14 protein-coding genes are annotated in these 13,293 nt (G+C 64.0%); 7 read left to right on the plus strand and 7 right to left on the minus strand.

What is annotated here, in order from left to right; translation table 11 throughout:
* Positions 1-4: 4 nt before the first annotated feature.
* The 6 genes from KIP88_RS30360 to KIP88_RS30385 are packed head-to-tail and all read right to left on the minus strand — an operon-like array spanning position 5 to position 4,611.
* On the minus strand, positions 5-652 hold the full coding sequence (locus KIP88_RS30360) for a flavin reductase family protein (RefSeq protein WP_214491809.1): 648 nt from the start codon (positions 650-652) through the stop codon (positions 5-7).
* A 9-nt stretch (positions 653-661) separates the two neighbouring features.
* Positions 662-1,573 carry a fumarylacetoacetate hydrolase family protein gene (locus KIP88_RS30365; protein ID WP_214491810.1) on the minus strand — a complete coding sequence of 304 codons (912 nt, stop codon included), beginning with the start codon at positions 1,571-1,573 and terminating at the stop codon, positions 662-664.
* An 11-nt stretch (positions 1,574-1,584) separates the two neighbouring features.
* Positions 1,585-2,709, minus strand: a complete 1,125-nt coding sequence (locus KIP88_RS30370) for a cupin domain-containing protein (RefSeq protein ID WP_214491811.1) — start codon at positions 2,707-2,709, stop codon at positions 1,585-1,587.
* A gap of 40 nt (positions 2,710-2,749) precedes the next feature.
* Entirely contained in the window at positions 2,750-3,154 is a 405-nt protein-coding gene (locus KIP88_RS30375; RefSeq protein WP_214491812.1) for a RidA family protein, read from the minus strand.
* A 39-nt stretch (positions 3,155-3,193) separates the two neighbouring features.
* Entirely contained in the window at positions 3,194-4,366 is a 1,173-nt protein-coding gene (locus KIP88_RS30380; protein WP_214491813.1) for an acyl-CoA dehydrogenase family protein, read from the minus strand.
* A complete protein-coding gene (locus KIP88_RS30385; RefSeq protein ID WP_214491814.1) occupies positions 4,363-4,611 on the minus strand; it encodes a hypothetical protein in 249 nt (82 codons plus the stop codon). The genes KIP88_RS30380 and KIP88_RS30385 overlap by 4 nt, the downstream gene beginning before the upstream one ends.
* A gap of 33 nt (positions 4,612-4,644) precedes the next feature.
* Between KIP88_RS30385 and KIP88_RS30390 the strand changes: the two genes are divergently transcribed.
* The 7 genes from KIP88_RS30390 to KIP88_RS30420 are packed head-to-tail and all read left to right on the plus strand — an operon-like array spanning position 4,645 to position 12,441.
* Complete coding sequence (locus KIP88_RS30390) at positions 4,645-6,807, plus strand: indolepyruvate ferredoxin oxidoreductase subunit alpha (protein WP_214491815.1); 2,163 nt, start codon at positions 4,645-4,647, stop codon at positions 6,805-6,807.
* Positions 6,804-8,348 carry an indolepyruvate oxidoreductase subunit beta family protein gene (locus KIP88_RS30395; protein ID WP_214491816.1) on the plus strand — a complete coding sequence of 515 codons (1,545 nt, stop codon included), beginning with the start codon at positions 6,804-6,806 and terminating at the stop codon, positions 8,346-8,348. Before KIP88_RS30390 ends, KIP88_RS30395 begins: the two co-directional genes overlap by 4 nt.
* A gap of 2 nt (positions 8,349-8,350) precedes the next feature.
* On the plus strand, positions 8,351-9,316 hold the full coding sequence (locus KIP88_RS30400; protein ID WP_214491817.1) for a PDR/VanB family oxidoreductase: 966 nt from the start codon (positions 8,351-8,353) through the stop codon (positions 9,314-9,316).
* Positions 9,317-9,327: 11 nt separating this feature from the next.
* The gene (locus tag KIP88_RS30405) at positions 9,328-10,641 is read left to right on the plus strand and encodes an aromatic ring-hydroxylating dioxygenase subunit alpha (protein WP_214491818.1); all 1,314 of its coding nucleotides are present in this window, start codon (positions 9,328-9,330) and stop codon (positions 10,639-10,641) included.
* 1 nt (position 10,642) lies between these two features.
* Positions 10,643-11,155 (plus strand): aromatic-ring-hydroxylating dioxygenase subunit beta, encoded by a 513-nt coding sequence (locus KIP88_RS30410; RefSeq protein WP_249791119.1) that lies wholly within the window; start codon positions 10,643-10,645, stop codon positions 11,153-11,155.
* A 6-nt stretch (positions 11,156-11,161) separates the two neighbouring features.
* On the plus strand, positions 11,162-11,896 hold the full coding sequence (locus KIP88_RS30415; RefSeq protein WP_214491819.1) for an SDR family NAD(P)-dependent oxidoreductase: 735 nt from the start codon (positions 11,162-11,164) through the stop codon (positions 11,894-11,896).
* Between the two features lie 17 nt (positions 11,897-11,913).
* Positions 11,914-12,441, plus strand: coding sequence for a MarR family winged helix-turn-helix transcriptional regulator (locus KIP88_RS30420; RefSeq protein ID WP_214491820.1), 528 nt, complete (start codon positions 11,914-11,916; stop codon positions 12,439-12,441).
* Between the two features lie 18 nt (positions 12,442-12,459).
* Here the strand turns inward: KIP88_RS30420 and KIP88_RS30425 are convergent, their stop codons facing one another.
* Positions 12,460-13,281 carry a dienelactone hydrolase family protein gene (locus KIP88_RS30425; RefSeq protein WP_214491821.1) on the minus strand — a complete coding sequence of 274 codons (822 nt, stop codon included), beginning with the start codon at positions 13,279-13,281 and terminating at the stop codon, positions 12,460-12,462.
* Positions 13,282-13,293: the final 12 nt, after the last annotated feature.

The following is a 13,293-nucleotide window of genomic DNA, read 5'->3' on the forward strand; positions in this document are numbered from 1 at the left end:
TCCCCTACGCAGGTTTCGCCTTGACGTTCTTTTCCTGCCACGCCGCCCAGGTTGGTCGATCGATCTGGAACAGATCGGTGGAGCGCGCATACCAGCCGCTTCCGTGCATGCGGGCGATCAGCCGCAGCGCCTGCGTATCGATGTGGCACCGCTCCTTGTCCAGGATCACGGCGTCATCGACATGGGCGCGGACCACGCGGCCGATGACCGCGGTCTGCCGTGGCCCCGTCACCAACGAAGTCAGGACCCGGCATTCGAACGACACCGGCGATTCCGCGATGCGCGGCGAGCGCACCGCCTGCGAGGCAGCCGGCGTCAGTCCGGCCAGCGTCAGTTCGTCGATCTCAGGCGGCGCATCGATGCAGGTGATGTTCATGGCCTCGGCGTTGGCTTCGCCAACGAGGTTCACGACGAATTCGCCGGTGTCGAGGATATTCGCCGCCGTGTCCTTGAATCGCTCCGAGCCTGCCAGAAGCCCGATCGCGACCGTGGGCGGCTCATGCCCCATCACATTGAAGAAGCTGAAAGGCGCCGCATTGATCACGCCGCTTGCAGAGAGCGTGGTGATCCAGGCGATCGGCCGCGGCGTCACCGTGGCCGTCAGGATCTTGTAGCGGTTCTGCGCCTCCAGCGTCTCCATGTCGAAGATCATGCCGGCCTCTCAGATCGCCACCACCGGGTGGCGCAGCCGGCCGATGCCCGTGACTTCCGCTTCCACCACGTCGCCCGGCCACAGCCATTCCTGCGGAGACCGGCCGGCGCCGACGCCCTCGGGCGTCCCCGTCGCGATGATGTCTCCCGGCTCGAGCGTCATGGCGGCCGAAATATCCGCGATCAGGAGCGGCACCTTGAACAGCATGTGGCGCGTGTTCGAGCGCTGCTTCTCGACGCCGTTTACTGTCAGCCAGAGATCGAGCGCGTGCGGATCGGTGATTTCATCTGCGGTAACGATGCACGGCCCGAACGGTGCATAGGTGTCCTGCCCCTTGGAGTAGATCCATTGGCCGGCGCGGCGATTGTCGCGGGCGCTGATGTCGATCATCACGCTGTAGCCGAACACGAAGCCGAGCGCTTCGGCTTCCGACACCCGCCGCGCGGTTCGTCCCATCACGACGGCGAGCTCGACTTCCCAGTCGAGCTGCTGCGTGATCGCCTTGTTGTGATGGATGGCTTCGTCCGGCCCGATGACGCTGGTCGGCGGCTTCGAGAAGATGATGGGCTGCTTGGGCAGATCCTTTGCGGTGTCGAGGGCGCGGGAAGATTCCGCGACGTGCTCGACATAATTGAGACCGATGCCAAAAATGTTCTTGCGCGGGCGCGGAATCGGCGCCAGCAACCTGACATTCGCCAGCGGCAATGCGGCGCCGACCGGCCAGTTATCCCTGCCTTCGTTCAATATCTTTTTGAGCGCCGCCAGCGCGGGCGGCCCGAGATCGATAAAGTCAAGCATCGATGACGGAAGGGAAATCCCGGCATGGTGGCCGGCCTCCTCGACGTCCACGACGAGATCGCCGACGATAGCGCCAAGGCGAGCGGCGGCCTCAACCGTGCTGCGATAGGTAACGAGACGCACTGTGCTTTCTCCTATGCGAGGGGCTGCCGGCCGCCATTGTCGCCAAAAGCTTCCTCGCGGTAGAGCCCGAGCGCGTGCATGACCGGCAGATCGTTGAATGTGAAGAGGCAGGCGTCCTCGCTGGCGGATGCGTTGACATGCTCATGCCAGGCCCAGGACGGAACGCAGAAGATGTCGCGCTCCTTCCAGTCGAAGCGCTTGCCGTCGATGATAGAGTGACCGCTTCCCTTGGCGACCTGATAGATGAAGCTGCCGGTGTGACGATGAGCATGGGTGCTCTCGCCCGGCCGCAGCATCTGCATCGATGCGCCGATCGTCTGCATCACCGGACCGCCGGTCACCGGATTGACGTAGTTCATGAGAACGCCGTCATACGGCGAGCCATCAGTGGCCTTGCCGTAGCGTTGCAGTGCCTCGTAGGTCGGACCCCACTCATATTTCAGCAGCGGCGAATATCCCTTGGACCATTCGGCACCGGCCGGACGCAGGCCGGGATTGCCCCAGGTGTGCGTCATGTCGTCGACGGGATAGCCGACGCTCTGCTGCAGATCGGGATGGACCACGTAGAAATTGGCTTCGAGCGTGTTGACCAGGGGAATGTCGAGGCCGTCCTGCCAGATGCAGGGCGTGCCGTCGCTGGAGACGCCGTGTTCGTGCCAGGTGCCGTTCGGCGTCAGCACGAAATCGTTGGCGCCGAGCGTCATCTTGTGGCCGTCAACGATCGTGTAAGCGCCCTCGCCTTCCATGATGAAGCGAAGCGCCGAGGCCGAATGGGCGTGGGCGGACGCGACCTCGCCCGGATGCATGACCTGCAGGCCGGAATAAAGCCAGCCGACCGCGGCGGCGTGATCACGCCGGCCGGGATTGTTCAGATAGATGACGCGGCGGCCGGCCTTCTCAGGCGACACCAGCTCGACCGAGCGCAACACATGCGCGCGAAGGTCCTCGTAGCGCCACAGCACCGGAACGGAGGACGATTTGGGCGCCCAGGGCTCGATCTTGTTCGCAACTGTCCAGAGCGCGCCGGCCTCAAGCCGTTCGAGTTCGTCGTAATAGGCGAGCAGTTCAGGCGTATCCTCGACATTGGCCCGTCCGGCCACGTCTTCCCGGTGGTTTTCACGAGCTTTCGTTGCCATGCCGCCCTCCTGTACTGGCGCCGTATTCGGCGTCGCGTTGTCAGTTCATCTGGTCAGGTATCATCGCAATCGCCTGGATTTCGACCTTGGCGCGATCCTCGATCAGCCCCGATACCTGCAGCGCCGTCATGGCCGGAAAGTTCCGGCCCATGACGCCGCGATAGGCTACGCCGATCTCCTTCAGGCGCGCCGAATATTCCTTGCGATCGAGCAGGAACCACGTCATCGCCACGATATGCTCGGGCCCGGCGCCGCCGGCACGCACCACCGCATCGACGTTCTTCAAGGTCTGGCCGATCTGATCCACCAGATCGTCGGATTCGAACTTGCATTGATCGTTCCAGCCGATCTGGCCCGCGACGAAGATCATCTTGCCGCGGGCGGCGACGCCGTTCGCGTAACCGCTCGGCTTGGCCCAACCGGGCGGCTGCAAGAACTCGAACATTTCATACTCCTGTAGCAGGACGCGACTGGACGCCCGCGGCTAGGCCTTCAGGACGTCGCGTCCGATAATGAGTTTCTGGACTTCAGTCGCGCCTTCATAGATGCGCAACGCTCGTATCTCGCGGTAAAGCTGCTCGACCATCTCGCCCGAGCGAACGCCGCGGCCGCCGAACATCTGCACGGCACGGTCGATCACTTCCTGCGCGGTTTCGGTCGCAACCATCTTCGCCATCGCCGCTTCACGCGTCGTGGAAGCTTTCTGCACGTCGCGCCGCCAGGCCGCTCGGTAGGTGAGAAGCGCGCTGGCATCGACGCCCGCCGCCATGTCGCCGAGGGCCGCCTGCGTCAATTGCTGGTCGCCCAACACGCCACCGAACATCCGCCGGGTCCGCGCATGCAGTGTTGCTTCATCGAGCGCACGGCGGGCAAAACCCAGTGCTGCGGCTGCGACCGACGCGCGGAAAATATCGAGGGTCCGCATCGCGATCTTGAAACCTTCGCCCGGCGAACCCAACAGCCGCCCCGCCGGAATCCGGCAGCCCTCGAAACGTAGCGTCGCCAGCGGATGCGGCGCCATCACGTCGATGCGGTCGGCAATCGAGAATCCAGGATCGTCCGGAAGCACCACAAAGGCCGAAATGCCCCGCGCCCCCGGCGCCTCGCCGGTTCGTGCAAACAGCGTATAGACGTCCGCAATGCCGCCGTTGGAGATCCAGGTCTTCTCGCCATCCAGGATGTAGTGATCGCCCTCGCGCCGGGCGCTGCAGGCCATGGCGGCGACGTCGGAACCGGCTTCCTTCTCCGACAGGGCAAAAGCAGCGACCCATTCGCCACGTCGGGCCTTCGGCAACACCATTGCGCGCAATTCGGGTGACCCGGCAATCGCCACCGCACCGGTGCCAAGTCCCTGCATCGCAAAAGCGAAATCGGCGAGCCCGCTGTGCCAGGCCAGCGTCTCGCGGGCCAGACAAATCAGCCGGGAATCGATCACCGCATCAGGCCGATCGCCTGCAACCGACGTCTCCAGCAATCCCGCGGCGCCAAGCTGGCGAACCAGCGAACGGCAGGTCTCGTCGACGTCACCGCTATGCGTATCGCCAAGACCGGCTGCAAATGCATCGAGCGCCGCCGCGTATTCGCTGTGACGGGAATCGAAGAACGGCCACGCGAGATGTTCGCGAGACGGCCCGCGTAGTTGCGAAACCGGGGTCATGTCAGTCTCCCGCAAAGGCCGCCTTGGCGCACGCCGCCAAGTGCGACGCGCTCCAATAATGTTTCATGGCTAAAATATCCTGTCAAGCGAGCCGATCCGGCGCCAGAGCCGGCCAGCTGTGCATGAAGCCCACGAAATAGGCTACAAAATTGCACATAGCTGCGCGCAGGATGTTTTGTCATGCGCAAACCTGCAAGTCCGATTGACATCATTTTTGTTTGATGTCTAAAATTATATTCGGTCATCCGGAGTTCCGGGCGAGGCCTCAGGAGGCGAGCATGGCAGAACGCTCTTTCGCGCGCGAGGTGGAAGACCTCAAGCTCGGCGCCGGCCAGGAATTTCGCGGCGAAGGCATCCTCGCCATTACAAAAGCATTGCTCGAATGCGGCGTCAGCTATGTCGCCGGCTACCAGGGCGCGCCGATCTCGCATCTGATGGACGTGCTGTCGGACGCGCAGGATATCCTTTCCGACCTCGGCGTGCATTTCGAATCGAGCGCCAGCGAGGCGACGGCGGCGGCGACGCTGGCCGCGTCCGTGATGTATCCGATCCGCGGCGCGGTCACGTTCAAGGCCCCGGTCGGCATCAACGTCGCGTCCGACGCGCTCGCCAACCTGTCTTCGGGCGGCGTCACCGGCGGGGCGCTCATCATTATCGGCGAGGATTACGGCGAAGGCTCCTCCATCATGCAGGAGCGTTCGCACGCATTTGCGATGAAGTCGCAGCTCTGGCTTGTCGATCCGCGGCCCAACGTGGCGTCCATCGTCAAGGCCGTGCACGATTCCTTCGAGCTATCCGAAGCGTCGAATACGCCCGTGATGCTGGAAGTGCGGATCCGCGCCTGCCATGTGCATGGCCGCTTCGCCACCCGCGACAATGTCCGCCCTACCTTTCCGCTGTCCCGCGCGCTCGATGCGCCGTCGCGCGACACCAACCGCATCGTGCTGCCGCCGGCCTCGTTCCTGCATGAAAAGGAAAAGATCGAGCACCGCTGGCCCGCGGCGGTCGAATTCATCCACGCGCGCGGCATGAACGAGACGTTCGACGGCGATATCGACGATATCGGCATCATCATGCAGGGCGGCATGTATAACGGCGTCATCACGGCGCTGCGCGAGGCTGGCCTTGCCGATATCTGGGGCGAGACGCGGGTGCCGCTCTACGTGATGAACGTGACCTACCCGATCGTCGACCGCGAGGTGATCGACTTCTGCCGCGGCAAGAAGGCGGTGCTGATGGTCGAGGAAGGCCAGCCCGAATTCATCGAGCAGGCGCTGCACAAGGTCCTGCGCAACGCGGACATTCCGGCAAAACTGCACGGCAAGGACCTGCTCCCGATGGCCGGCGAATACACCGCCCAGGTGATGGGCGCGGCGATCGGCGCCTTCATCCGCCGCTGGCGGGCGGATGTGCTGCCAGCCTCCGCACGTGCACCGAACATTGATCGTGTCGAGGTCGACGACAAGATCCGGGCATTGGCCGACGTGGTGCCGCCGCGGCCGCCGGGCTTTTGCACCGGCTGTCCGGAGCGGCCGATCTTTTCCGCGATGAAGCTGGTGGAGAAGGAACTCGGTCCGCATCATATCGCCGCCGATATCGGCTGCCATTTGTTCTCGATCCTGCCGCCGTTCAATATCGGCGCCACCACCATGGGTTACGGGCTCGGCCCGGCGTCGGCTTCGGCCTTCAACGTTCCGGCGAGCAAGCGCTCGATCTCGATCATGGGCGATGGCGGCTTCTGGCATAACGGGCTGACCAGTGGCGTCGGCAACGCCGTCTTCAACCAGCACGACAGCGTGATCGTGGTGGTCGACAATTACTATTCCGCCGCGACCGGCGGCCAGGACATCCCCTCCTCCCGCGCCGACAACCGTTCGCGCTCGACCAAGCATCCGATCGTCGAAGCAGTAAAGGGCGTCGGCGCCAAATGGGTACGCCAGATCGACCGCACCTACGACGTCAAGCGCATGCGCGACACGCTGCGCGAGGCGCTGACGACGGAGGAGAAGGGACCGAAGATCATCGTCGCCTCGTCGGAGTGCATGCTGAACAAGCAGCGGCGCGTGAAGCCGCTTGTCGCGGCCGCCACCAAGCGCGGCGAACGCGTCGTGCGCGAGCGCTTCGGCGTCGACGAGGACGTTTGTTCCGGCGACCACGCCTGCATCCGCCTGTCGGGCTGCCCGTCGCTGTCGGTCAAGCCGACGACCGATCCGTTGAAGGACAATCCGGTCGCGGCCGTCGACAATACCTGCGTAGGCTGCGGGCATTGCGGCGAGGTCGCGGATGCCGCCGTGCTGTGTCCTTCCTTCTACCGCGCCGACATCGTTTCCAATCCGAGCGCCTTCGAAGCCCGGCTCGACCGCATCTGGCGGAGTGTGATCGGCGCGTTGCAGCGCCGGCGGGCGGGACGGCGGATCATGTTCCAACAGGAGGCGGTATGAACGTCTCCATAGCCCCCTCCTCCGTCGCGCTCAGTCAGGCACGCCCCATCACCGTCGCGGTGCTCGCGATGGGCGGCCAGGGTGGTGGCGTGCTGGTCGACTGGATCGTGGCGCTCGCCGAGCGGCGCGGCTGGTTCGCGCAATCGACCTCGGTGCCCGGCGTCGCCCAGCGCACCGGCGCCACGATCTACTACATCGAGATGATCGCGCCCAACACCAGCAAGCCGGACCGCTACCCCGTGCTGTCGCTGATGCCGGCACCGGGCAAGGTCGACATCGTGATCGGCGCCGAATTGATGGAAGCAGGCCGCGCCATCCTGCGCGGCCTGGTCTCGCCCGACCGCACGTTGTTGATCGGCTCCTCGCACCGTTCGCTGGCCGTAATCGAGAAGACCGCGCCTGGCGACGGCACCGCCGACGCGTCACAGGTCTATGAGGCCGCGAACGTTGCGGCCAACCGCTTCATCGCGTTCGACATGGCCGAGATCGCGGATGCCACCGGCAGCGTGGTTTCCTCAGTGCTGTTCGGTGCGCTCGCGGGCTCCGGCGCCCTGCCCTTCACGACCGAGGATTTTGAAGCCACGATCCGCTCAGCCGGCGTCGGCGTCGATGCCAGCCTGCGCGCTTTCACCGCCGGCCGCGAGCGGGCCGTCTCCGAGCTCGCGCAAGATCCCAAGATCAAGCCAGCAGCGAAGCCGCCGCTCGCAAAGCGCTTTCCGCGGCTCGAGCCGATCGGCCATGCCGATTACGACGCGCTTGTCGCGCGGGCGCGGCAATTGCCAGCAGAGCTACACGGAATCGTCGCGGCCGGCCTGCAGCGTGTCGTCGATTATCAGGACATCGCTTATGGCCGCGAATATCTCGACCGGCTGGACGCGATGCCGCGCGACGCGACCACCCTGGTGCAGGGCTTTGCCAAATATCTCGCCATCGCGATGGCCTATGACGACGTGATCCGCGTGGCCGATCTCAAGACCCGCGCGGGACGGTTCGACCGGGTACGCCGCGAGGCGCGGGCCGGCGATGACCAGATCCTCGGGATCACCGAATTTTTCCATCCACGGATCGAGGAAATGGCGGGACTCTTGCCGCCCCGGCTCGGAGAGAAGATCGAGCGCAGCGAGCGGATCGCCCGGCTGATCGATCGCGGAAGAAAATTGCGTACGACCGCACCCGCGGCGTTCCTGATGCTGTACTGCGTTGCAGGCCTGCGGCGATTCCGCCGCCGCACGCTGCGGCATTCGCGAGAGATGCGCCACCTCGATCAATGGGCGCAACGTATCAGGAAATTCGCCGCAAGCGATGTCGCGCTGGCAACCGCCGTATGCGAGGCGCGCCGCCTCGTCGGCGGCTACTCGGATACACATTCCCGCGGTGAATCGAAATTCGACAAGGTCATGCTTGCGTCCGAGCGCCTGGCCGGCCGGCCCGATGCCGCCGAATGGGTGCAGCGGCTGACCAAGGTCGCACTGAAGGACGCCGATGGCGCCGAACTCGACGGCGCGTTGCGCACCGTCGAGACATTGTTCGAGGACGCCTGAGGATGGATCAATTCGAAGTCGTGGTGTCGAAGGCCGAGGCGCTCACGCCGCGCATCCGTGAATTCGTGCTAGCGCGCGCTCACGGCGCCCCGATGCCGGGCTGGTCCGCCGGCGCCCATATCGATGTCCATCTGCCCGATGTCGGCCGGCGCTCCTATTCGCTGATCGAGACAAATTCTCCGCGTGCGGCCGCCGAGCATCCGACCGCCTATCGCATCGCCGTGCTGCAGGAAAGCAAGAGCCGCGGCGGCTCTACTTTCATGCACGGTCTCAAGACCGGCGATCGCCTGACGATCTCGCCGCCGGCGAACAATTTTCCCCTCGGCGCGGGCGCAGGTGAAGTCGCGCTGGTCGCGGGCGGCATCGGCGTGACACCACTGCTCGCGATGGCCTGCGAATTGAGCGCGGCGAAACGGCCGTTCTCGTTCTATTACGCCGGCCGCAGCCGCAGCGAACTCGCCTTTCTCGGCGACATCGAGCGGCTGGCCAGCACCAGCACGACCATCCACGCCGACGACGAAGCCGGCCGGTTTTTCGATCTCGAGGGCCTAATGAACCGGCTCGCGCCCGACGCGCCACTTTACCTCTGCGGACCGCTGCCGATGATCGAGGCCGCGATCGCGCTGGCCAAGCAGATGAACTGGCCGCAAGGGCGGCTGCATTTCGAAATCTTCACCGCGCCCGAAGAGAAATCCGGCGACTCCGCTTTCGAGGTCGAACTCAAGAACAGCGGGCGTGTCTACGAAATTCCTGCCGGCATGACCATCCTCGACGTGCTGCTCGAGGCCGGCGAAGACCCGATACATGACTGCAAGCGCGGCGATTGCGGGATCTGTCAGACGACTGTCATCGAGGGCATTCCCGATCATCGCGACTACATCTTGAGCGAAAGCGAGAAGGCATCGAACAAGGTGATGCAGATCTGTATTTCGCGCGCGAAAACCAAAAGACTTGTGCTCGACCTGTGAAGGAGGAACGCATGACCCGATATGCCGGCAACGCCGCCGCGCTTCGCGCGCTGGTCCGCGAGCAGGAAGTTCACCGCGACGTCTATGTCAGCGAAGAGGTGTTCCAGCTCGAGATGGCGCATATGTTCCCGAATAGCTGGGTCTATGTCGGCCACGACAGCCAGGTCCCCAATCCCGGCGACTATTACGGCACCACCATCGGTACGCAACCGGTCCTGCTGGTCCGCCATACCGACGGAAAGGTGCACGTGTTGCACAACCGCTGCCCCCACAAGGGCACGCGCATCACCTCCGAGACCTGCGGCAACACCGGCAAGTTCTTTCGCTGCCCCTACCACGCCTGGAGCTTCAAGACCGATGGCTCGCTGCTCGCGATCCCCTTGAAGAAGGGCTATGAGAACACCGGCTTCGAGCAGAGCCATGCCGCGCCCGGAATGGCGCCGGTGCGGCATGTCCGCAACTACCGTGGCTTCGTATTCGCCAAGATCAATGACGGCGGCCTCGATTTCGAAGAGTTCTTCGGCGAAAGCCTGTCGAGCTTCGACAACATGGTCGACCGTTCGCCGGTCGGCCAGCTCAAGGTCGCCGGCGGCGTGCTGCGCTACATGCACAATTGCAATTGGAAGATGCTGGTCGAAAACCAGACCGACACCTGCCATCCGATGGTGGCGCATGAGTCCTCCGCCGGGACCGTGGTCGAGGTCTGGAAGAAGGCACCTCCCGGCACCAAGAAGCCGATGGCGGTCGAGATCATCGCCCCCTTCATGAGCCCGTACGAGTTCTTCGAGAACATGGGCATCCGGATCTGGGACAACGGCCACGGCCACACCGGCGTGCACCACTCGATCCATTCCGATTATTCGGCGGTGCCCGGCTATTTCGACAAGATGACGGCGGCGTATGGCGAGGCCCGCGCCAAGGCGATCCTGGACGAAAACAGACACAACACCGTCTATTTCCCCAACATCATGATCAAGGGTCCGATCCAGCTGTTGCGGCAGTTCAAGCCGATTGCGGCCAACAAGACGCTGGTGGAGTCCTGGACGTTCCAGCTCGTCGATGCGCCCGACATGCTGCTGGAGCGCACGCTGATGTACAACCGGCTGATCAATGCGCCGACCTCCATCGTCGGCCATGACGACCTCGAAATGTACGAACGCGCGCAGGAAGGCCTGCACTCGAACGGCAACGAGTGGGTGAACCTCCAGCGGCTCTACAGCCCCGACGAGGCCGAACAGACCAATGTGGCGGTCAACGGAACCAGCGAGTGGCCGATGCGCCACCAGTTCCGGGCCTGGACCAAGTTCATGACGATGGGGATGTGACATGAGCATGGTCGCTGAAGCTCCCCTGAAGAATGCGGTCCCCACCGATCAGGAATTGATCGACTTCGTCGTCCGCGAGGCGCGGCTGATCGACCAGCAGCGTTTCGACGAATGGCTCGACATGTACGCCGACGACGCCTTCTACTGGATGCCGCTGGAATGGAATCAAACCGATCCGCGGCTGACCTGCTCGCTGATGTACGAGGACAAGCTGCTGCTCTCGATCCGGGTCGAGCGTCTCAAGGGCGCGCGAACTTTCAGCCAGAAGCCGAAGAGCCGCTGTCATCACGTGCTGCAGACGCCGCAGGTGGATTCACGCGACGCCGCCGCCAACAGCTATGTCACCTGGACCCCGATACATTATGTCGAGACCCGCCTTGACGAGCAGGCGCTCTATGCGGCCTGGGTCACGCATCATCTGAGCGTCGAGAACGGCAAGCTCAAGATCAAGCTGAAGCGCGTCGACCTGATCAATTGCGATGCTGCCTTCGGCAACATCCAGCTCTTTATGTAACGGAGAATGAGCGTGGTCCATCACACGGCGATCGTCAGCGGCGGCAATACCGGCATCGGCGCTGCGATCGCGCGCGGACTTCTCGCCGAGGGCTATGACGTGATCTCGCTGTCACGGCGAAAGCCCGACTGGAGCCACCCAAAGCTCTCCTCGCGCGAAGTCGACCTGCTCGATGCGACGGCGACGCGTCAGGCCGCGGCTGAAATCGCCGCGAAGGTTGCGATCACCCACGTCGTGCACAATGCCGGCGCGATCCGTGCCAAGCTGCTGGAAGAGGTCGCCGACGAGGATGTCGGCGCACTGGCCCAGCTGCATTTCGGCGCCGCGATTGCGCTGGCGCAGGCGGCGCTGCCGGGCATGAAGCAGGCCCGCTTCGGCCGCATCGTGCTGCTGTCCTCCCGCGCCGCGCTGGGAGCTGCCACGCGCACGGTCTATTCGGCGACCAAGGCTGGCATCATCGGCATGGCGCGGACCTGGGCGCTGGAGCTTGCCCCCTTCGGCATCACCGTCAATGTCGTCGCCCCCGGCCCGATCGGAGATACCGAGATGTTCGAGAGCGTGATGTCACCGGAATCCGAGCGCGCAAAGAAGCTGGCGCAGTCGATTCCGCTCGGCCGCCTCGGAAAATCCGCCGACGTGGCGCGCGCGGTCAGCTTCTTCAGTTCACCGGATGCCGACTTCATCACCGGGCAGACGCTGTATGTCTGCGGCGGAGCCAGCATCGGATCAATTTCCATCTAGCCCGTGAGATGCCAGACATGGATGCCACAGTAAAACGCAAGGCTAGATCCGCGAAGGGCGCGCGCGAGCAACCGTTGCGGCCGGCCGAGCCGGCGCACGAATCCGACGGCGCACATCTGGAATTGCGCATCTGGCTGCGGCTGCTCTCCTGCGCCACCCGGATCGAGAAGGCGCTGAACGCAAGGCTGCGCAAGGAGTTCAACACCACGCTGGCCCGCTTCGACCTGCTGGCGCAGCTCACGCGCAAGCCTGAAGGCGCGACCATGTCCGAGGTTTCCGAGCTTCTGATGGTTTCAAACGGCGCGATCACCGCACTGGTGCAGAAACTGGAAGCCGATGGCTTCATCCATCGCGAAGTCGATTCCGAGGACCGCCGCACCTTCCGTTTGCGCCTGTCGCAGGAAGGCGCCAAGGAATTCGGCCGGATGGCGCGCCGGCATGAGGAATGGGTGATTGCCCTGATCGGTGAACTGTCGCCCGTCGCGCAGTCTGACCTGCTGCAACATCTGACCCTGCTCAAGCGCCGCCTCGACAAGCATACCTGACTTTGAAATTCGATCGCTTCACGCAGGCGCGAGCCTGTGCCTGAAGAACGCCAAAATCTCGTCGCGTGCCGCGATCGTCGGCTGGCCGGCCTCGTCGATCAGGTGTGCGGTGACGACGCTGTGCGGAGTCGTAACGTGGCGCTCGAAGAATGGCGCAAGATCGGTATTCGCCGCGCTGTCCGGAAGCACCCGCCCGATGAAGCGGTCGCCGAGCGCTTCCGAATAGGCCGCGAAGCGTTGAGCCATGCAGAACTTGTCGCCCTCGAAGCGATAGGCCATGACAGTCAAATCCTCCCGCTCGAGCCGTTCGCGGACGGCCTTGACTTCGTCGGGTGCGATTTCAATGCCTGCCGGATTGTTCAGCGGCAGCGACGGCTGCGAGAGCACCGGCGCCAGCATCGCCGGCTCGAGCATCATGGCCAGCGCAAAATTTCCCGTAAAACACATGCCGATGGCGCCAACGCCGGGACCGCCGCACTCGCCATGCGCAAAACGCGCCAGCGAACGCAGCCACTTCGTCACAGGACTGGATTCGTTTGAAGCCAGGGCACGAAACTCGGCGCTTACGCACGCGCGCTGAAAGATCGCGGCGCCCTCCTCCGCGCCCGGAACCGCGCCATCGCGGCCGAACAGTGATGGCATGTAGACGGTGAAGCCGGCGTCGCGGACCCAGCGGGAAAACCGCGCGACATACGGGCTGATGCCCGGCATCTCCGTCATCACAATGACGGCAGGACCTGTCCCGGCCACGTAGACGACCTTGCTGACGCCATCGAGCGTGATATCGCGGCGCGTGAAATCCTCGAGCGGATCGTCCTGCCTCATGGATCGTTTCGGCATCGGCGCAATTCC

Source organism: Bradyrhizobium sp. SRL28 (assembly GCF_018596315.1).
Lineage (GTDB): Bacteria > Pseudomonadota > Alphaproteobacteria > Rhizobiales > Xanthobacteraceae > Bradyrhizobium.

Excerpts from the sequence above, each read along its gene's own strand:
- KIP88_RS30360 (WP_214491809.1), bottom strand. The coding sequence starts at position 652 with ATGATCTTCGACATGGAGACGCTGGAGGCGCAGAACCGCTACAAGATC.
- KIP88_RS30370 (WP_214491811.1), bottom strand. The coding sequence starts at position 2,709 with ATGGCAACGAAAGCTCGTGAAAACCACCGGGAAGACGTGGCCGGACGG.
- KIP88_RS30375 (WP_214491812.1), bottom strand. The coding sequence starts at position 3,154 with ATGTTCGAGTTCTTGCAGCCGCCCGGTTGGGCCAAGCCGAGCGGTTAC.
- KIP88_RS30380 (WP_214491813.1), bottom strand. The coding sequence starts at position 4,366 with ATGACCCCGGTTTCGCAACTACGCGGGCCGTCTCGCGAACATCTCGCG.
- KIP88_RS30385 (WP_214491814.1), bottom strand. The coding sequence starts at position 4,611 with ATGACCGAATATAATTTTAGACATCAAACAAAAATGATGTCAATCGGA.
- KIP88_RS30390 (WP_214491815.1), top strand. The coding sequence starts at position 4,645 with ATGGCAGAACGCTCTTTCGCGCGCGAGGTGGAAGACCTCAAGCTCGGC.
- KIP88_RS30395 (WP_214491816.1), top strand. The coding sequence starts at position 6,804 with ATGAACGTCTCCATAGCCCCCTCCTCCGTCGCGCTCAGTCAGGCACGC.
- KIP88_RS30400 (WP_214491817.1), top strand. The coding sequence starts at position 8,351 with ATGGATCAATTCGAAGTCGTGGTGTCGAAGGCCGAGGCGCTCACGCCG.
- KIP88_RS30405 (WP_214491818.1), top strand. The coding sequence starts at position 9,328 with ATGACCCGATATGCCGGCAACGCCGCCGCGCTTCGCGCGCTGGTCCGC.
- KIP88_RS30410 (WP_249791119.1), top strand. The coding sequence starts at position 10,643 with ATGAGCATGGTCGCTGAAGCTCCCCTGAAGAATGCGGTCCCCACCGAT.
- KIP88_RS30415 (WP_214491819.1), top strand. The coding sequence starts at position 11,162 with ATGAGCGTGGTCCATCACACGGCGATCGTCAGCGGCGGCAATACCGGC.
- KIP88_RS30420 (WP_214491820.1), top strand. The coding sequence starts at position 11,914 with ATGGATGCCACAGTAAAACGCAAGGCTAGATCCGCGAAGGGCGCGCGC.
- KIP88_RS30425 (WP_214491821.1), bottom strand. The coding sequence starts at position 13,281 with ATGCCGAAACGATCCATGAGGCAGGACGATCCGCTCGAGGATTTCACG.